This window comes from Hyphomicrobium sp. B1 (assembly GCF_049532635.1).
Taxonomy (GTDB): domain Bacteria; phylum Pseudomonadota; class Alphaproteobacteria; order Rhizobiales; family Hyphomicrobiaceae; genus Hyphomicrobium_B.
This window is the reverse complement of sequence record NZ_CP134871.1, coordinates 2915506-2933052: the sequence shown is the minus strand read 5'-3', so window position 1 is coordinate 2933052 and position 17547 is coordinate 2915506. Positions and strand designations below refer to the sequence as shown.

At 58.6% G+C, this 17547-nt stretch carries 25 protein-coding genes; 9 read left to right on the top strand and 16 right to left on the bottom strand.

What is annotated here, in order from left to right:
* Positions 1-38: 38 nt before the first annotated feature.
* The 3 genes from RLW55_RS14050 to RLW55_RS14040 all read right to left on the bottom strand — a co-directional run bounded on the left by RLW55_RS14050 (position 39) and on the right by RLW55_RS14040 (position 3613).
* Positions 39-2504: a TonB-dependent receptor family protein gene (locus RLW55_RS14050; RefSeq protein WP_423414503.1), complete on the bottom strand. Its 2466-nt coding sequence runs from the start codon at positions 2502-2504 to the stop codon at positions 39-41.
* A gap of 96 nt (positions 2505-2600) precedes the next feature.
* The gene (locus RLW55_RS14045) at positions 2601-2975 is read right to left on the bottom strand and encodes a DUF2946 family protein (RefSeq protein ID WP_414462973.1); all 375 of its coding nucleotides are present in this window, start codon (positions 2973-2975) and stop codon (positions 2601-2603) included.
* A 122-nt stretch (positions 2976-3097) separates the two neighbouring features.
* The gene (locus tag RLW55_RS14040) at positions 3098-3613 is read right to left on the bottom strand and encodes a hypothetical protein (RefSeq protein ID WP_409560256.1); all 516 of its coding nucleotides are present in this window, start codon (positions 3611-3613) and stop codon (positions 3098-3100) included.
* 244 nt (positions 3614-3857) lie between these two features.
* Between RLW55_RS14040 and RLW55_RS14035 the strand changes: the two genes are divergently transcribed.
* From RLW55_RS14035 to RLW55_RS14020, 4 genes are all read left to right on the top strand, one after another.
* Positions 3858-4394, top strand: a complete 537-nt coding sequence (locus RLW55_RS14035) for a hypothetical protein (protein ID WP_423414502.1) — start codon at positions 3858-3860, stop codon at positions 4392-4394.
* 101 nt (positions 4395-4495) lie between these two features.
* Positions 4496-5017, top strand: coding sequence for an isopentenyl-diphosphate Delta-isomerase (gene idi / locus RLW55_RS14030; RefSeq protein ID WP_409560258.1), 522 nt, complete (start codon positions 4496-4498; stop codon positions 5015-5017).
* A 258-nt stretch (positions 5018-5275) separates the two neighbouring features.
* Positions 5276-6604, top strand: coding sequence for an ammonium transporter (locus RLW55_RS14025; RefSeq protein WP_409560259.1), 1329 nt, complete (start codon positions 5276-5278; stop codon positions 6602-6604).
* Between the two features lie 140 nt (positions 6605-6744).
* Positions 6745-7422, top strand: coding sequence for a UdgX family uracil-DNA binding protein (locus RLW55_RS14020; RefSeq protein WP_423414501.1), 678 nt, complete (start codon positions 6745-6747; stop codon positions 7420-7422).
* Positions 7423-7436: 14 nt separating this feature from the next.
* Here the strand turns inward: RLW55_RS14020 and RLW55_RS14015 are convergent, their stop codons facing one another.
* Both RLW55_RS14015 and RLW55_RS14010 read right to left on the bottom strand, forming a co-directional pair.
* The gene (locus tag RLW55_RS14015) at positions 7437-7796 is read right to left on the bottom strand and encodes a hypothetical protein (RefSeq protein ID WP_414462978.1); all 360 of its coding nucleotides are present in this window, start codon (positions 7794-7796) and stop codon (positions 7437-7439) included.
* 109 nt (positions 7797-7905) lie between these two features.
* Positions 7906-8103 (bottom strand): CsbD family protein, encoded by a 198-nt coding sequence (locus tag RLW55_RS14010; protein ID WP_013948074.1) that lies wholly within the window; start codon positions 8101-8103, stop codon positions 7906-7908.
* 465 nt (positions 8104-8568) lie between these two features.
* Between RLW55_RS14010 and RLW55_RS14005 the strand changes: the two genes are divergently transcribed.
* Positions 8569-9009 (top strand): hypothetical protein, encoded by a 441-nt coding sequence (locus RLW55_RS14005; RefSeq protein ID WP_414462979.1) that lies wholly within the window; start codon positions 8569-8571, stop codon positions 9007-9009.
* A 31-nt stretch (positions 9010-9040) separates the two neighbouring features.
* On the opposite strand, the gene RLW55_RS14000 is transcribed toward RLW55_RS14005, so the two are convergent.
* Complete coding sequence (locus RLW55_RS14000) at positions 9041-9166, bottom strand: hypothetical protein (RefSeq protein ID WP_414462980.1); 126 nt, start codon at positions 9164-9166, stop codon at positions 9041-9043.
* Between the two features lie 214 nt (positions 9167-9380).
* Here RLW55_RS14000 and RLW55_RS13995 point away from each other — a divergent pair, with 214 nt between their 5' ends.
* Together RLW55_RS13995 and RLW55_RS13990 are read left to right on the top strand one after the other, a co-directional pair.
* Entirely contained in the window at positions 9381-9560 is a 180-nt protein-coding gene (locus RLW55_RS13995; RefSeq protein WP_409560263.1) for a hypothetical protein, read from the top strand.
* Between the two features lie 269 nt (positions 9561-9829).
* Entirely contained in the window at positions 9830-10942 is a 1113-nt protein-coding gene (locus RLW55_RS13990) for a mechanosensitive ion channel family protein (protein WP_423414500.1), read from the top strand.
* Between the two features lie 37 nt (positions 10943-10979).
* Here the strand turns inward: RLW55_RS13990 and RLW55_RS13985 are convergent, their stop codons facing one another.
* The 9 genes from RLW55_RS13985 to RLW55_RS13945 form a co-directional block, all read right to left on the bottom strand.
* Positions 10980-11507 (bottom strand): HD domain-containing protein, encoded by a 528-nt coding sequence (locus RLW55_RS13985; RefSeq protein ID WP_409560265.1) that lies wholly within the window; start codon positions 11505-11507, stop codon positions 10980-10982.
* A gap of 170 nt (positions 11508-11677) precedes the next feature.
* The gene (locus RLW55_RS13980; protein ID WP_409560266.1) at positions 11678-12628 is read right to left on the bottom strand and encodes a patatin-like phospholipase family protein; all 951 of its coding nucleotides are present in this window, start codon (positions 12626-12628) and stop codon (positions 11678-11680) included.
* A 319-nt stretch (positions 12629-12947) separates the two neighbouring features.
* Entirely contained in the window at positions 12948-13142 is a 195-nt protein-coding gene (locus RLW55_RS13975) for a hypothetical protein (RefSeq protein WP_409560267.1), read from the bottom strand.
* Between the two features lie 478 nt (positions 13143-13620).
* The gene (locus tag RLW55_RS13970; RefSeq protein ID WP_423414499.1) at positions 13621-13881 is read right to left on the bottom strand and encodes a hypothetical protein; all 261 of its coding nucleotides are present in this window, start codon (positions 13879-13881) and stop codon (positions 13621-13623) included.
* Positions 13882-14014: 133 nt separating this feature from the next.
* Positions 14015-14527 carry a PRC-barrel domain-containing protein gene (locus tag RLW55_RS13965; RefSeq protein WP_423414498.1) on the bottom strand — a complete coding sequence of 171 codons (513 nt, stop codon included), beginning with the start codon at positions 14525-14527 and terminating at the stop codon, positions 14015-14017.
* On the bottom strand, positions 14475-14909 hold the full coding sequence (locus RLW55_RS13960; RefSeq protein ID WP_409560270.1) for a low affinity iron permease family protein: 435 nt from the start codon (positions 14907-14909) through the stop codon (positions 14475-14477). The genes RLW55_RS13965 and RLW55_RS13960 overlap by 53 nt, the downstream gene beginning before the upstream one ends.
* Before the next feature lie 104 nt (positions 14910-15013).
* Positions 15014-15256 carry a PsiF family protein gene (locus RLW55_RS13955; protein WP_409560271.1) on the bottom strand — a complete coding sequence of 81 codons (243 nt, stop codon included), beginning with the start codon at positions 15254-15256 and terminating at the stop codon, positions 15014-15016.
* A 154-nt stretch (positions 15257-15410) separates the two neighbouring features.
* Positions 15411-15743, bottom strand: a complete 333-nt coding sequence (locus tag RLW55_RS13950) for a hypothetical protein (RefSeq protein WP_414462984.1) — start codon at positions 15741-15743, stop codon at positions 15411-15413.
* A 243-nt stretch (positions 15744-15986) separates the two neighbouring features.
* On the bottom strand, positions 15987-16214 hold the full coding sequence (locus RLW55_RS13945; RefSeq protein ID WP_155831240.1) for a hypothetical protein: 228 nt from the start codon (positions 16212-16214) through the stop codon (positions 15987-15989).
* 254 nt (positions 16215-16468) lie between these two features.
* Here RLW55_RS13945 and RLW55_RS13940 point away from each other — a divergent pair, with 254 nt between their 5' ends.
* The gene (locus tag RLW55_RS13940) at positions 16469-16819 is read left to right on the top strand and encodes a hypothetical protein (protein ID WP_423414497.1); all 351 of its coding nucleotides are present in this window, start codon (positions 16469-16471) and stop codon (positions 16817-16819) included.
* A gap of 89 nt (positions 16820-16908) precedes the next feature.
* Positions 16909-17094 carry a hypothetical protein gene (locus RLW55_RS13935; RefSeq protein ID WP_414462987.1) on the top strand — a complete coding sequence of 62 codons (186 nt, stop codon included), beginning with the start codon at positions 16909-16911 and terminating at the stop codon, positions 17092-17094.
* 88 nt (positions 17095-17182) lie between these two features.
* On the opposite strand, the gene RLW55_RS13930 is transcribed toward RLW55_RS13935, so the two are convergent.
* On the bottom strand, positions 17183-17536 hold the full coding sequence (locus RLW55_RS13930; protein WP_013948093.1) for a hypothetical protein: 354 nt from the start codon (positions 17534-17536) through the stop codon (positions 17183-17185).
* Between the last annotated feature and the right edge of the window lie 11 nt (positions 17537-17547).

The following is a 17547-nucleotide window of genomic DNA, read 5'->3' as shown; positions in this document are numbered from 1 at the left end:
TTGTGAGGCCTCGCCCAGGACCATCTGGAGGCGTAGCGTCAAAACTTCAGCTTCATGCCGCCATAGTACGCGCGCGGTGCGCCGGCGTAGATCGAGCCGGATATAGCGGCCAGATCGTCTGCTCCCGCCCCCACACGATCGGTGATGTTATTTGCCGAAGCGATATAGGTTTCGTTGAACACGTTCTGGACTTCGAAGTAGGCCATCAGCGACTTGATCGGACCACCGCTGAGACCTTTGTTGTAGTGAACGTTGAGATTTACCAAGTCGTACCCAGGTGCCTTCAAGAGGTTGGCGTTCTCCATGAAGAAGCTGTCGTGCCATTCGTATTCGGCATACGCACCGACGCCTTTGAATGCGCCGGCCGGCACATCGTAACTCAGGCGCGTTGACACCTCGTTCGGTGCGACGCCGGGAATTTTATTACCGTCGCGGCTGACGGCCGCCGTCGCGCCGGAAAGGCGCTCGGCATAGTCGGTATAGATCTGGTCGTCGAACGTATACGACGCCGTCAGCTTGAAGCCATGCCCCAGCGCGATGTTCGCTGACGCTTCTATGCCGCGATGTTCCGAAGCCGGTGCGTTAAATGAGAAGTTGGGCAGTCCTGGCCCCGGCGACTGAGAAACAAGTTCATTCCTGAAGAATTCGTAGAAGCCCGTGACGCTGAGCGCAACGCCCGGTGCCGGCGTCCAGTCTGCGCCGACATCGAAGCCAACGTTGGTCTGCGATTTCAGCTCTGTGTTGTTGCCTGGCAGTCCTTCGGGCGTGACGAAGAGGTTCGAAAACTGCGGTGTGCCGTAGCCTGTTCCGACGCGTGCCCGCCATTGCCATTCGCGGGTTGGCGTGTAGACGACGCCCAATTCGGGCGCGACGTTCGTCAAGTCGCGATCGGCTGAAACGAAGTTCGTTTTCTTGATCGTTCCGTCAGTATTGTAGACGTAGCCAATCTGAGAACCATCGAGCGATGTTCGTTCCACGGTTGCGCCCGCGACAACGGAAAAATCATCTGTCAGCTTCACTTCCTGGCGGGCACGCGCGCCGACGTTCATCGTCGAACCTGTCTGCTCCGATTGCAACAGGCCGCGCTGTGCGCCGCCACCCGGCGCGATGTTGAACGTTTTGCCATCGACGGGCAGGTAGTTCCAGAACGCTCCGAGGTAGCCCAGCGTGGGCAGGCCGGCGGCGGTCGAACGGTGCGTCACGCCGGAAATGACGTTGTAGGAGAGATAATCGCCGACGGCGCTCGTCGTACCGGTCGGCTGGTTGATGTTGCGATCGTCGACCACAACTTGCGTCTGTAACGCCGTTGCCGCATCGAAAGCATGGTCCCAGCGGAAGCCGCCAATCGTGCGGCGGTCATCCCGTCCGGCGCCTGCCTGCTCGGCGGTTTGCGGGACACCAGAACTGGTATTGCCGGTCGCGGAGAACTTATTCGTTGCGCAGCCGTCGGCGGCTGTCGCCGCCGTTTGGCAGCCCTTCTGAAACGGGTTCTGATTGAACTGCTGCAACGACGTGCGAAACGGCAATTCCGTGTCCACGTTGTTGTTGATGAATTTGAAGGTGAACTTGTCGGTCGAGGACGGTTGATATGTCATCAACGCATTGACGGTCTGAGTATTGAAGCCGCTGTAACCGAAGTAGCCGTCGCCGCGAACGTCGCTGGTAAAGACGGAGGCTTCCCAGTTGTCACCCTTCTTGCCGCCGATAACGTAATTGTTGAGGTAATTGAAGCTGCCAACGTCCAGGCCGTATTCGACGCCGTCGATCACGCCGCCCGGATAGGTTCGAAAATTGATGGCGCCTCCGGTCGCGTAGTTACCGAAGAGGGCCGACGACGGGCCGCGCCAGACATCGACACCTGCGTAGGCGTGCGGATCGATGAGGTCGCTGCGGGAAAGGCCATCCGGCTGCGTAACCGGAAATCCGTCATCGAGGACAACGATATTGCGTATCCCGAAACCATTTCTGGCGTTCGATCCGCGGATGGAAATACCCATGTCTCGGGGACCGTTGCCCTGCTTCAGCGAAACGCCAGGAACGTCGTCAAGAATATCGTCGACGGAGAACACGGGTGTGTCCTCGTAATACTTCATGCTTACCGAGGTCGCAGTTTGAGCACCTGCGCCGGAGGCTCCCGGCACAGCGGCCACATTGGCTGAGGGTGTGCCCGGATTGCCGATGAATGGGCTTGCACCTGAGCCAGCCTGCAATGTTCCGGCGAATTGGTCGGTCGACGTCGGCGCGGCCGCAGGCAAAGGTTGAGGTGCTTTCGCGGTCACCTTCTGTTGGGCGATGCGCTTTGGTTTTGGCTTCTCAGCTGCTTGCTGCACTTTTTGCGATTTAGGTTGCTCGATGTTGACGTCGGGAAGCTGGACGGACGACGCCGGATTCGCATCCTGAGCGTGTGCGCATGGCGCTGCGGCAAAGCATGACAGCACCGTCGACGCGGCTGCCATGCCAATGCGTATCGGAGCCGCGCTGGTGCGAGGCTTGAAGATTTGCATAACGAAAATTCCACTCTGATATCAGACTTACGAACGCGCATACGCAGGCGGTCGAGATACCGCAGCGACGCAACTCGACAAAAAAATCGGAAGAACTCAGATCAGAGTGGTTGGGGGTCCGCGCGCGGATTGCGCGCCAGGCTTTGGCGTCGTTCGGAATATTTGCGCCGTGATTGAATACGTGACCGCTGCATAGCGGACCGTATGCGCGAGGATTTGCGGCGCGTCGTGATCGGCCGCTACGGCGCCTGCAGCCGCGTACGGGCAGGCATTCTTGTTGTCCGGTGAGGTCTTGGCTGGACGGGGCACGCCCTTCTCATCCAGGACCCAGTTTTGCGGTCCATGCCCGGTACAAATGACGATCTGGGGCATGCCTTCAGCGTCCGGTGAAGCGGCAAGCATAAAGCCCACAGGCAAAAGACTGCGCACCGCGAACGCAAGGCCGATCAGAAAATTCAAGTAGCGGCGCATCAGCGTTCGCGTTTCCTGCAGATGAAACGAGGCCCTTTATCTCGAGGCTACTGGTGCATCAAGGGCATCGCAACACTTTCGCGCGTTCGCGGGCATAACGCCATCCCTGCGTAACCGATGGGTCACGCCGCCGATCGCAATTTGCCTCCGGATGGCGCGCTTGCCGCGTGAAACCGGCGAACGGCGAGGAAGCCGAGAGCGATAAAGATTGCGAGCGTCAGCCCCTGTGCAGCAACGAACGGCGTTTCAGACTGCGTCGGCGCGACGGCGTGAAGGGCTGGGACTTTCTGAAAAAGCTGTACGATGAGAACGAAGACGTTGAGATAGAGTGCGCCCGACGCTGTCACGACGTAAATCCATCGCCAGGAGCCGGACAGCCGCGCGACATACAGGGCGTAGAGGGCGGCGGCCAGCACGACCAGTGAGATGATGCCGACGATATGCGACGGCAGCAGCTTGGAGAATGGAAAGGCAAATCCGGTCACGCTCGTCAAAACGGTCGTCACGAGAAAAACGGCGGTCAAGGTGGGCATTTCAGCGTCGGCAACGAAGCCTAAGAATACGATTAGGCCCGTGGCAATGCCAATCAAGCTCAATACGACGTGCACGAATGTAAGCGAATCCATTCCCAGGATCATATCGACGCCCCCTTGCTGCTGACGTGACCTCTTTCTTCATCGCACCTCAGCTAAGGTACCACGAGGCACGGGAGCATGACAGCGATTGGATTGTCATCATCATGAGCGACGGCGTCCGCCCCGCCCCCCGATCGAGTGCCTGAATTATTGGCATGTCTCATCGCTGGCGAGCACAGCGGGGGCTTAACGACGGGCCATGTTCGTGGCACTGTTCCTCCCACGGACTGCCGCAGCGGAAGTCGACATGCAAGACCGTGTGCCCGTGGGCCAAAACGACATGCACGGCTATACGGTGGCCTATGAACGGGAAGAAATTCAATTTCCGGTCTATGTCGTCGGGCTAATCGGTGTCGTCCTAGCGACGCTCGGTATCGTCCATGGCATCAGCGTGCTGTTTGCGCTGGCGCTCATCATGCTGGGATATGCCTATTATAATTTTCCGCTCCTCGAAACGGGCAGGCCGCGGATCGGCGCCAGCCAATACGGCATCTTCGCCGAGGGCCTCGGCATCATCGCCTGGCGCTCGATCAAACAACTCGATCTGGTCTCGCTCAATCTCAGAGGAGCGGAGGTCAACGAACTGCATATCATTCTCGAGGAACCGCTGAACCGCGCGCTGCTAGCCGACTGGCGCAAGCGGCCTTATTACCGTTTCCTGATGCGGTTGCCCTGGGCCATGCCAGCGCCCAACCACATCCGCATTCCACTGGAAGTCTTTGATCGACCCGCCGATGAAATTATGCGCAACTTCACCCGCATGATGGGATTTTTCCGTCGCTGAGTTAGGGCCTGGGCGCGCCCGACGCCATTTCGCCTCAATGAGCGGGCGCTATCCTCCCGGCTGGGTGATGTGCTAATGGGCCGGCTGGGGGAACCGCGACCATGCTTCGAGAAGAAGTCGTCCTTGTAGATAGCGAGGACAATCCAACAGGTATCGCTGAAAAGCTCGATGCGCACCGGCAGGGCAGCCTGCACAGGGCGTTTTCGGTGATGATTTGGGACCGGAAAGGCCGCCTGCTATTGCAGCGGCGCCAGATCGACAAATATCATTCGGGTGGTCTGTGGACGAACACGTGCTGCGGCCATCCTCGTCCCGGCGAAACGTCGTCGGAAGCCGCTGCGCGGCGCCTCAACGAAGAAATGCGGATCATCTGCCCGCTGACGGCAATCGGAACCTTTACGTACCGGGCGGAACTCGACGCAGGCCTCGTCGAACATGAGTTCGTCCATGTCTTTCGCGGGATCTACGACGGCGTCATCGCTCCGGACCCGATCGAATGCGATGGCTATAGCTGGTCGACCCCCGATGCGATTCGAGAGCAGATCGCGGCGGTCCCGCAGTGTTTCAGCGCCTGGTTCCGGAAATACGTCGAAGCCGACTGGCCGATTTCGCCGCCGGGCTGACGCCACCGCTCCTGCTACTCAGGCATGACGGGCTACGTTTCGGCACGGCAGCTTTAGCACTCTGCCCAAAAACTTTCCTACTGCCCAACCGACGAGCAAGCGCCTCAAGGCTTCGCAAGTTCCGTGTTCCCATTTTATTGCGTCGGCCTACTGGCACATTCCTTGCGATAAATATTTGTGCCCTCTGAGAACGCAGCCGATTGCGCCTGCCGATCGAGTGGCAGTCGACGATCGTGACCTATTTCGGGGGAATATATAATGCATTCAAGAATTCGGGCGTCGTTGAGAGCGTCGGCTCTCGGCGCCGCAGCGCTCTTTGCGTCTTCAGTGGCCGCTCTCGCACAGGCTGCCGCCCCGCCGCCGGCCATCAACTCGGGCGACACCGCATGGATGCTGACGTCGTCCGTATTGGTGCTGGCAATGCTCGTTCCCGGCCTCGCGCTCTTCTACGGCGGCATGGTTCGCAAGAAAAACGCCCTCGCCATTCTGATGCAGTGCACGTTCGCAGCCGGTATCCTTTCGGTGATCTGGTGCGTCGTCGGCTATTCGCTGGCCTTCACGGAAGGCAACGCGTTCTTCGGCGGTTTTTCGAAGGTCATGCTCGCTGGCATTGCGCCGGATACTCCGGCTCCGGCAGCACCGACCATCCCGGAATTTCTCTTCATCATGTTCCAGGGCACGTTTGCGATCATCACGCCAGTCATCGCCTTGGGCGGTCCGGCTGACCGCATGAAGTTCTCGGCCGCGATGATTTTCGTGTCGCTCTGGCTGCTCTTTGCTTACGTGCCGATTGCCCACATGGTCTGGGGACCGGGCGGCTATCTCGGCGGCGCCGGGGTCCTCGACTTCGCGGGCGGCACCGTTGTCCACATCAACTCGGCCATCGCGGGCCTCGTCGCGGCGATCGTGATCGGAAAGCGCAAGGGCTACGGCACCGTTCAGATGGCGCCGCATAACCTGGCGCTGACGATGGTCGGCGGCTCGCTGCTGTGGGTCGGCTGGTTCGGCTTCAACGTCGGCTCGGTGCTGAGCGCCGGCGCTTCGACCGGCATCACGATGATCAACACGCATCTCGCAACGGCCGCCGCGCTCGTGTCGTGGACGCTGCTCGAATGGATCGTCAAAGGCAAACCGAGCCTGCTTGGCGCCATTTCCGGCGCCATCGCCGGCCTCGTAGCGATCACGCCGGCTTGCGGCTTCGTCTCGGTCAACGGCGCTTTCATCATCGGTCTAGCGGCGGGCGTCGTCTGCTACTGGGGCGTGACCGGCTTCAAGCATATGTTTGGATATGACGATGCCCTCGACGTTTGGGGCGTTCACGGCCTTGGCGGCATCCTCGGCGCGATCCTGACCGGCGTCTATGCCGTGCAGTCGGTCGGCGGCGCGGGCAAATCGGGGCTGCTCGACGGCAATCCCGGTCAGATGATGCTGCAGGTCGAGGGCGTTGCCATGACGCTGGTCTGGTCCGGCGTCGTCAGCCTCATCATTCTTCTCCTCATCAAGTACACGATTGGCTTGAGGGTGAGCGAAGCCGAAGAGGCCGAAGGGCTCGATCTCGCTCTCCATGGGGAGACCTTCCACGACTGAGGTTGGCAGTGCTCCCTGACTTGCCTCAGACGAGGGCGCCGGAACCCCACGTTCCGGCGCCCATTTCATTTGATGGGAACCAATCGCCCGTTGGCGCGTGATGGATTAAACTCGCCTTTTATCTGCGCGTTGAGCCCGCCATGCCGAAGGAAGCTTCCAAACCATCTGTGCGCAAGCGCGCTTCGCCGAGTCCCTCGACGGGCGATCTCTTCGCGCCTTCGGTCGGGAACGAGCCTCGCACTCTCGCCGAACTCAACGAAGAGATGGCGGCCGCTGGCCCAATGGTCGAGGGTGGAACGCGTGCCGTCTTCGGCGAAGGGCCGATTGGAGCAGCGCTTGCGTTCGTCGGTGAACAGCCGGGCGACCAGGAAGATCTCGAAGGCCATCCGTTCGTCGGACCGGCTGGCAAGCTGCTCGATAAAGCACTTCGTGAAGCCGGAATAGATCGCGCGCAATCTTACGTCACGAATGCGGTAAAGCACTTCAAGTTTCAGCAACGCGGCAAGCGACGTCTTCACGAAAAGCCAACGATGGGAGAAGTGAAGCACTATCGCTGGTGGCTGATGAAGGAGTTGGACTTCGTCCACCCGCATCTCGTCGTAGCGCTTGGCGGGACTGCCGCTTATGCGCTGGCCGGTGCGCCCGTGGTTATCGGGCGCTCACGCGGACCGGCAGAGTTCGGGACGAGGGCTGGCTTCATCACCGTGCATCCGTCGTCGATCCTGCGCATTCGGGATCGCCATGAGAAAGAGACGGCCTACGCCGATTTCGTGCATGATTTGAAAAGCGCGCGGAAGCTTGCCGCCCGGCATGCCTGATGAATGTACGCTGTCTACTGGCGCACCGCGTATTTCATCTTTGTAGCGACAGTCTCGGCCTCTTCCAGTAGCGCTTCGCCAAGGCCAAACGCTTGTTCGGCCGTCAGGCCGTAGGCAGGGTCGTCCTCGAAGCGCAACATCACGACCGGTTCGTGCCGACCGTGACCGACAGCAAAATTATCCGGGATTTTGGTCAGTGCGGTGCTCGGTTGCGGTGCGTTAGCAATGAGCGATGCAAGAGCCGCGACCGCATCGGTACTAAGTGAAATCGTCTGACAGTCCCCGGCCGCATTGCACAGCGAGATTTCCAGCCGTCCGTTGGCGCGATCTTGCTCTGAACGCGTGAGAATTTCGGCGTAAAACGTTTCGGTCATGCCTGATGCCCCCGACGCAGAATCGTCTCTGGTGCCATTCTAGACGCCGAAACCAAAAAGAAAGGCCCAAAATTTGGGCCTTTCCATTACAAGACTGCTAATATCGGCGTCACAGCGAATCCGACCAGCGATCGAGTTCCTGCTTGGCTTGGTCCTTTGCATAGCCATAGCGCTTCTGGAGAATGCCTTCGAGTTGCTCGCGATTGCCGTTCACCTGGGCAAGATCATCGTCGGTCAATTGTCCCCACTTCTCTTTGACCTTGCCACTGAACTGCTTCCAGTTACCTTCGATACGATCCCAATTCATAACTAACCTCCTGTCGTTGTGCGCCTTCAACGCCTCTCGGAATTGAGAGGTTCCGCAATCGCCTGCGTTCAAAAATAAAAAGCCTCGGCTTCGCTTGAGGCAAAAACCGAGGCTTTTTACGGCTCCGCTCGACGAAGCCCACGCGCCGGGAGGGTGGACCGGCACAGGATCGAACTCCAACGACTATCGAGGATCCGCGGAGCGGTGTTTGTGAAGACAGATAGTCTCTGGGCTCGCGATACCGAGCGTAAAACGCCAGATATCGTTTTTATTACCTGCGGCCCGGGGGAAAGTTGCAGCGCCAGCCGATCTTCGCATCGATCCTTTCGCCAGCTCGTTGGAAATAAGCCAAATTCTTCCGCGAAGGTGGAACAAAAGCCGGCGATTGCGCGTCCTTCGAACGGCGGAGGATCGGCCAAGAGAAACGCTCACATAGCGTAGAATATGTTCAGGGAGGGTTTAGCGATGGCGGCGGACGGCAATCATCCTCTGCCCGCATTTGGCAGCACCCATCCTTCGAGGCTGCTCCGCAAGCTGGTCGACCACATGAAGGGCGGCGCACTTTTGCATGCGCTTCGCTTGCGGCGCGGTTTCTTTCGCGACACGTCTGCAAACCTGCGTTCCGACGAGCCGGATGCGAACATGATGAAAGCTAGCGAATATCTGGAAATCTGCGTGGAAAATGCGCTGGACGCTTATACCGTCGAAGACGCGCTTTATTGGCACAATGAGATCATCACTGAGCTCTCAATCGAGCTCAACCTCATTCATGCGCGGCGATGGCCGCAAACCGTGAAGTCCAACATGATGGCGGCGCTGGAAGACAGATTAAATCAACATGCGGAGGCGGTGGCGCGGCTTGCTGCCGTTCTTGAGAGCAACGAAACTTTCAAGTGGCAGCCATAACGCGCGACGACCGCCCCGCGTTGTGCGCACGTTAGGCGTTGCGCTCTTTTTTGGCGATCTTCTCAGTCCGCTTCTTCAAGTTTTCCAGCTTGCGCTGACGGGCAATAATGCGTCGGCGACGATTGTCTGACATCGTTGGCATCGTTTTTCCTTCCATTCAAATGAGATGATTTCCGGCGCGACATCCGCCGCGGCCGGGATCAGTGCGGGTGTCCTATCAGAGCGACTGGCGCTCGTCACCGAATTCCTAACGGCGGTGCCGTTTTCGATATTCCGGGCCGAGATCAATCGAATTTCAGGCAAATGATTGGAAACACTTTTCGCGTATTCTTCTCGTGTTGGATTTGAATGCAGGAGAAGGAACGATCGCGATGGGCAAGTTCGCACAAGTTACCTGTTCCTTACACGACGACTGGGTGGTCGAGTTCAAGGATCGCGCCGCGCCGCGTCTCAGAAAACTCTTCACTTCAGAACGGAATTTCACGGCTCTGCCCGACATCATCGCTGAGCCGCTGAAACGCTTGGCTCTGGTTGAGCAGGAGCGCCGCTGAGCCATTAAAAAAAAGAACACCCTGGCCGGGGGGAAGCCAGGGTGTGCGGGTTTGGCCACGGCTTGAGGGACGGCACCTGGGGGGAAGGTGCGGGCCGTGGTACCAGGATTACGCTCCCATGCCGCCGATCGTTCCTGCGACATTCCGGCACGACACGGGTGCGACGGGATCTCGGCCCTCTCCTGCCGCCTGTCATCGTCTAAACGACGAAACTCTCCCCTCCCCCTGGCGTTACGCTGCAAAGCAGCAATTGGCCCAGCGGGAGATTTATGCTCCAAGCCGTTACTTCTTTTTATTTCGGTGCGATGCCGGATTGGCTCTTGCCGGTGGGATTGGCGCTCGGTGCGATCGCCGTCGCTATCGTCTTGCATAGCGCACTGGTCGCCACGATGCGCCGCTGGATCGGCGTCAATCACCCTTACCTGCGGTCGGTTTTCACCAACACGAAGGGCGCGACGAGGCTTGCGCTTATCATCATTATCGTTTCGCTTGCCGTTCCCGTGGCGCCGCTCAGCGACAGTGTCCAGTCCTTTTTCAGCAGGGCGCTCGGCCTTGCTTTCATCATCCTCGCAGGCTGGGTCGCCTTGATCGCAACGAAGATCGCTGCGGACTTCTATCTGCGCAGGTTCGACGTGCTGGCTGACGACAACCTGCTTGCCCGCAAGCATTACACGCAGGTTCGCATACTCCAGCGCGCGGCCGAGACGCTCATCGTCATCGTAACGGTCGGCGCCGCATTGATGACGTTCGAAGCGGTTCGGCAATACGGCATCAGCCTCTTTGCCTCCGCCGGCGTTGCCGGTCTCGTCGTTGCGCTTGCGGCGCGTCCGGTTTTCGCCAACCTCATCGCCGGCGTCCAGATCGCCATGACGCAACCAATCCGCGTCTATGATGCGGTTGTCGTCGAAGGTGAATGGGGATGGATCGAAGAGATCACGTCGGCCTTCGTCGTCATCAAGCTTTGGGATTGGCGGCGCCTGGTGGTGCCGCTCTCGTATTTCATCGAGAAACCCTTTCAAAACTGGACGCGCGAGAATGCATCGATCATCGGGACGGTTCTCGTGCACGCCGATTACACCGTGCCGGTCGATCGCGTGCGCGACAAACTGAAGGAGATAGCCAAGGCGTCGCCGCTCTGGGACGGGCAGGTCGTCAATCTGCAGGTGACGGACGCGACGGAAGGAACGGTCGAACTCCGAGCGCTCGTCAGCGCACGCACTTCGCCTGCGGCGTGGGACCTTCGATGCGAAGTTCGAGAGAAGCTGATTGCGTTTCTGCAGGAGGAACTGCCGGGCTCGCTGCCGCGCGTACGTGCCAGCATGTCCGATGGCGCCGTTCGCCGTCGGCGTATTTCTGAGGCTAACGTCGAGCATGCGAGTTGAATGCACCGACGCGCTGCATTCGCGCCGTGTTCGGATTTTACAGGGAAGCAGATTCCGTCACGATGGCAGCCTTCTGGAACAGCGGAAGGCGAAGCAGCCTGCTGCTTTCAACCTCTGCCATCTTTTTCAATTGCAACCGCTTCTCATCGAGGAACGTCGGTCCGAAATCCGGATTGCACATGATGATGGCTGTACCGTTATCGATGATGTCAGCCAGCTTGATGAGCTTGGCATTCCAGGGCGCGCGGGAAAGGCGCCACGCCGCCTCCAAAGCGCGCGCATCGCGGCTTCCCTGCTCCGTATCGGTCAGCCAAAAGACGAGTTCGGCGACGACCATCCCGAACTTCTCGATCAACTCTTCGAGCGTCGTATCGGTTTTCTCCAGCGTATCGTGCAGGAACGCCGCTGCGATCACTTCCGGCGCAGTGTATCCGTGCTCTCTCAAGATCGACGCAACGCCGTCCAAATGTGAGATATAGGGCTTGCCGTCATGCCTGCGCACTTGCCCTTCGTGCTTGGCGAGAGCGAAATCCCTGACGTCTTGAATGGTTGCGACTACGGTCATCAAACGCCCGCTCTCTCTTGGGAAAGCCCACGCAGCCAAGGCCGAAGAAAATCACGAGACGTAGACGCGCGCGGGCCTAAAACGGTTTCCCATGCGTGACGATGTGCCGTACACGGACGCCCGGGCGCTATTCACCGTTCAATGCATGCTGAAAAGCTGCTGACCTGGCCTCAACCGGCAAAAAGCCGGGTGTTGATCAACGCCGGAGGCGGAGCGTTCAAATAACTCTCAATCATTGGGATATGTGGTTCTATCGCCGCCCGACCGCTCGCGATCATTTCATCAGCGCGGTGGAAGTCGAGAACGCCGATGTCGGCCAGGTTCGGCGCAACAAGTAGATCGGGCGGATCGCCCATCAGCCGCGCGCGAGAGATCCGATCATGGAAAATGCTGAAGGAGTTCAGAATAACCGAGGTGATTCCCGGCGCACCGTCGCTGCGCCCGAACAACTGACGGTGCAGAAGCTGGAACGCGCCGCGGCCGTTCCAGCGCGTGATGGGCGCCTCATCGACGATGACCTCCTCTGAAACCTCGTCATCGTCGTCGCCAATCGAAATGCCCCCGCGTCCAAACTCCGTCGTCAGGTTGACTCCGATGACGACGCGCGCGCCCAGTGCGCGGCACACCGAGACCGGAATCGGGTTGACGAGACAGCCGTCGACCAACCAACGGCCATTGATGTTGACCGGCTTCACGATGCCCGGAATAGCCGACGAAGCACGAACCGCGTCGATCACGTTGCCGCGACGCAACCACACTTCCTGCCCGGACGACAGATCGGTCGCGATTGCAGCGAAGCGCGTGGGCAGGTCTTCGATTTTGTATCCGCGCAAATGATCGTCGAAGCGGTCGAACAGGCGTTGCCCCGCGATAAGGCCCGAACCGGAAACGCTCAGATCGAGAAAGCTGAACACGCGCCGACGGGTAAGGCTTCGGGCAAATTCCTCCAGCGTATCGAGGCGTCCTGACGCATAGTGACCGCCGACAATGGCGCCGATCGATGTGCCGACGACGATTTCGGGCTCCAGCCCAGCCTCGGCCAAGCCTCGCAAAATACCGATATGCGCCCAACCCCGTGCGGCTCCACCGCCCAAGGCCAGCGCGAATTTCTGCTTCGACATGGGAAACCACCTCTCGCCGTGACCCGTAACGGCCATTGTCACAACGCACGTAGGTCCTACTTTGTTCGATATGGACAAGGCGCGCAATCATACTCGCGGATTATCGCAAATGGACGATATCGGGTCCTGAGCGGGTTTATTGGGCGCTCTTTGCACTCCCTTCGTAGCTCTTCGGCCATTAAATTATAGTCATGCTGCGTCTTTGCGATGGCAGAATACCCGCGGTTTCGACCCGACGTCATTGGGGTGCTCCGACGTAGCCGAGAGCCGTCGCCAGCGCACAGGCCGCATTTTTTCGCGGTGCAGCTCGCCCGCTCGATCAATCGAGCCGACCGTCCTCGCGAAGCTCGTACAGAAATTGCCGAAGATGGAAGCACTCGTCTTTGATCGTCTTAAGAGCGAGCTTCGCCTCGAACGACCTGCCCTCCGCCCGGGCGGTATCGAGACGCGCCGCCTCACCGCGAATGAGATTCAAGCCGTGAACGATCCGTTCCGCCGCTTTGTCCTTTTCCATCACGCACCCCGCTTTGCACGTTTGCGGGTGTTGTCGAAGCGGAATGCGGCGGTCGGGTGACGACTGCGTAACGTTCTATTTCATGATGTTAACCGAATAATCCGCAGCGGCGCTTCGTTCAAACAGCGCAAAAATGCCTGTCGAAGGCAAACCCCGAGCATCGAGGTGCGCAAGAAGTTTGCTCCGTTCTGCGCGCTTGCTTCGTCGCGCGTCCAAAACACCAGGAACAGCATTCCAACGTACACGTTACGAATGCAAACACGGAAAAAAAAGATTGGATGGGCACGTGCGAGATATCGATGACTGGATGTTTCATTTCGAGCGTCAGGTGGCGGTGCGATTGAGAGATTTGTTCTCAAATGATGCCCAAGAGCTACCCGACGCTCTAACGCAGCGGCTTAAACGGTTGGCTGAGGTCGACCATAAGGATGAGCCAACCGGTAATAGGCCAAAGCCTTCCGGGTGACAGGGCTCACCGTCAGATCGCGAGTTCCGCGCCGCGTTCCGCCCAATAGAGATCGGCCAGCCGATCCAGGAGGACATCGGGAAGCGGCTTTTCGGCGACCTCAAAATGCAGATAATCATTCGCCGGCACGAGGCGAATATCATAATTTGCGAGACGCGTACGAGGCTGTGTCGTTGCTGGCGCGGTATCCAGCGACAGACCTAAATTGCCGCCTTCCCACATCGATGATTGCCATGCGCGCAGCATGGCGACCGACCAAATCCAAACTGCCATTGCGGGATGCATCATCGTTCTCCTGCGAAGATCAATGATAAGAACGCGCCGCCATGCGGTTGAGTTTCGCTCTGCGACAGAGCGCCCGAACTCTCTTCACGGCTGCGCGATCAGACTTCTGTAGAGCCTGGTTTTATCTCCGCGGCTCCAGCTCCCAATAGCCAGGCGCACCATAGGCTTCATGCAGGCGCGTCTCCGTCTCGCGATTGCGCAGCGAAAGCGGATCGAGATCGGGGGACGACTGAAGCTGCTCTTCGGTAATGCCCGTCACATAGCCATCGAGATCCGAGTCCCATTTTAGCGCGGTCCATGGAATGACGTATTGGCTTTTTCCGAGCCCGAGAAATCCGCCGAAGCTCAATACCGCATAGCGTACCTTTCCCGACATGGTGTCGACGATGAGGTCATCGACAGCGCCGATCTCGGCATGGCTGCCGTCGTAGACAGACGTACCGGGCACTTCGGTGGTGTTGAGAAATCTGTTTTCGGCTTGCATGGTCGACATCCTTTCCGTTTCGACAGCCGCACTGCCGTGGAACGCCACGTGCAGGCCACGGTTCCGCCGCCCCAGGATGTGCGCGATCGTGCGAAGCTTACGAATTTCTGCGCCGAGCAAATTCTTGCTGAAGATGCTCGATCTCTTCATCAGTACAATGCTCAAGGTCGATCAGCCGATTGCGCGCCTTCTGCGTGCTACGAATGAGTTCGTCGAGCTTGAGTTGTATGGCTTTGCCGTCCCTGTTCTGGCTGTGTTGAATGAGAAATACGGCCAGGAACGTCACCAACGTCGTTCCGGTATTTATGATCAGCTGCCAAGTATCGGAATAATGAAAAAGCGGGCCGGTGGCAGCCCAAACAATTACGGATAACGTCGCAACGACGAAGGCCGACGCCGACCCGATAAGAAGTGCCGACCAACCGGCGAACTCCGTGAACCAGCATAGCAGTTTTTTCTTCCACGACTGCTGTTGCTCGCATCCGGTAGACTTCGACATATCGCCGATGACTTGAGGGCTAACATCGCTCATTTTTGCGCAGACCACTCGAAAGCAGCGCGCCTCTTGCTTGGGTCAAAGCACGCCGCTGCTGTTCTTTGAGCCGAGAACGCGCTAGTTGCTTTTGCGGTTCCGTGTCACGCGCCTGTCGCGTCGCGTACGCATTTCTTGGTGAAGCTCGTCTCGGCTGCACCGTGAAGTTTTTTGCCTTTCGCGTCAGCGCTGCACTTCGTATTCGCGTCTTTCGTGCATTTCGTCATGAAACTTTTCAGCGCGGCACCGGCGAGCTTCTTTTCTTTCGCGGTCGCACTGCATGTCGCATCGGCCATCGCGGCGCTGCACAGTCCAAGGCTGATCAAAGCTGCAAGAACAATTTTCATCGCGTCTACTCTCCATTTTTCGACTTTCGCGAAGGGCGGTTACCGCCTTCGTTTGTAGACGAATGATATGCCAACATTCTCTTCGAAGATTGCCAATTCGCGATCGACGAGCTTACCGAAAAGTAAAGGGACGCCGTATGATCCGTACGCGGCATTATTTGGGTTGGACGCTTTGATCGCCTCCCGGCTCGCCCGGCGGGATGATGACCGGCATTTTATCGCCGGTTCTCGCCGGGGGTGCCTGATGAATTTCAGGATCAATGCCGTGGGGCGGCTTGATCACGCCGTCATTCCTATCGAGCTTCTTACTCAGCGGGACATCGCCGGATTGCTTTGCCGGGCCGCCCGGTTTTTGAGAGTCCGGTTTTTGAGACGGCGTGGGCTCCGTCGTTTGCGCCTCCGCAGCGGTCACAGTTGCTGCGAAACAGCAAATCGAAATGGCACCAAACAACCATCGCCCTGCCTGCACCATCGAGAAACTTTCCATATAGCCACCTCTTCCTGAGAGATGAGGCAACGGCCCGCGCTCATGGGGAGTTCCCGGCGTGTCCTCAAGACACCCGTCCAGAAGCGCTTGCGTTCACGTTGATGGAACCGAAACCACCGCAGTTGGTAAAGCCGGGGCTACGGCACGCACGATCCCTCAGTGCGACTGCCCCAGAAGGCCGTAGCGGAATGGAGCACCCCGATTGGCAGGGATCGGGGTGCGTCCAGACTTATGGAGATTTGCTCAAGCTGCGCTCGAACCCGAACTCGACGGACGGGCCGCATTGCGCGACGCGTGGCCATTCGATTTTTTCATGAGAGTGTTCAGTTGGCTAAACAGAGACGGCCCTTCCACTTGGTCGTCCATATAGCCTTCTTCACGCAACTTGCGCTTGATGTCCGCGACCGAGGCACAACGGCCCGAGCTTGCCAGCTCGAATGCGCGCTCCAATTGCGAAATGCGACTATCCACTGCGGTGCTCCTTGGCTTGGGTATCCTACTTTCGTTAGACCTTCTTGTCGTTTTGAGCATGAGCCACAGCGAATGCAGGCTGCGCGACACCGTGGCGTCCCGCTGACCGCATTTTTTCGCTCGCCTAATCACTGGCTTGGCCGCTATGTGCGTTCGCCGCACCTCGTGATCAGTACGCTCATGCCTGTCATAGGCCATGCGCAAAATGGTTCGAGGCGCGTTCGAGTTCCGACAACATCGCGGAATTGTTTAACATGAGCCGTCACAAGTCCCCCCCGAGCGCACTGCGCATCCTCGTTGCCTGTAGCCCGACCTATCGCAATCGGCGCGCCATTATGGAGGCGCTCGGGTCGATCTTCATCGACACGATCGAGCAGCAGCGGGAGTATTATTATTACGCCTGTCCGGCGATCGCGGAGATCTTGGACGACGGGATGTTCAACCGCTCTGTCTTTCACGAATTGACGCCTGGCGCCGGCGCCGAAGAGGCAAAAGCCAAGGCGCTGAAATTCGCCTATATCGTTGTCGGCGGAGACGATGCGTTTGCCACCAAGATCGTTTCCGACATCGGAGGTCCTGACACGATGCTGGTGCGTCTGACGTAACTCAAAGGACGCGTATGCCGGCCCACTGGATCTAATCCCAGAACGCACAATATTTCAGGCAAGGCGTTTTCGAGAGCGAGGAAGAGACAATGGACAAGCGGAAGCAGCAAGTCGTTGAGCCGGAAGAATTCGATCCGGACGAGCCCTCGCCGGTGCCCGTGCAAATGCCCGGCGAGCCTTTGGGAGCACCATCCTATCCGGGCGACGATGACGATTCTGACGATGAACGGGAAGACGAGAACGAGGCAGTCCCCGACGAGGACGAGGAAGACTAGTCAACCTTCGCGCGCCCACGTGTCGGTTTGTGCGATAGCTGAAAGACAACGCCGAGCGCACTCCGCGCTCGGCGTTTTTTTTGCAATGTCAATTGATGGAGTGGTAGGTCTGCAGACCACTCTCGTCGATCAGGCCTTTGACGGCGATGATCGCGCCTGACATCTGCTGACGCGTGGGATAGCGCGCAGGTGGCTCCGACGTAAAGACGGACGGAATATTGCGCACAGAGAGCATGCGGCAGAAGCCGATCGTCTGCGGATCCTGCGAATACGGCAGAACTACAGCGTCTATATTTTTTGCATCGAGAAGACGCTCTGCGAATGCGAGGCTTTCGACGACGTGTGCTTTCGCACCCGCAGCAATAAACGACTGCCGCAGTCCAAACGCTGCTTCGCCATTTGGGTCGACGATCAAAATAGAAAGGTCTTGAAGTGACGTCATAGTGGGTACCT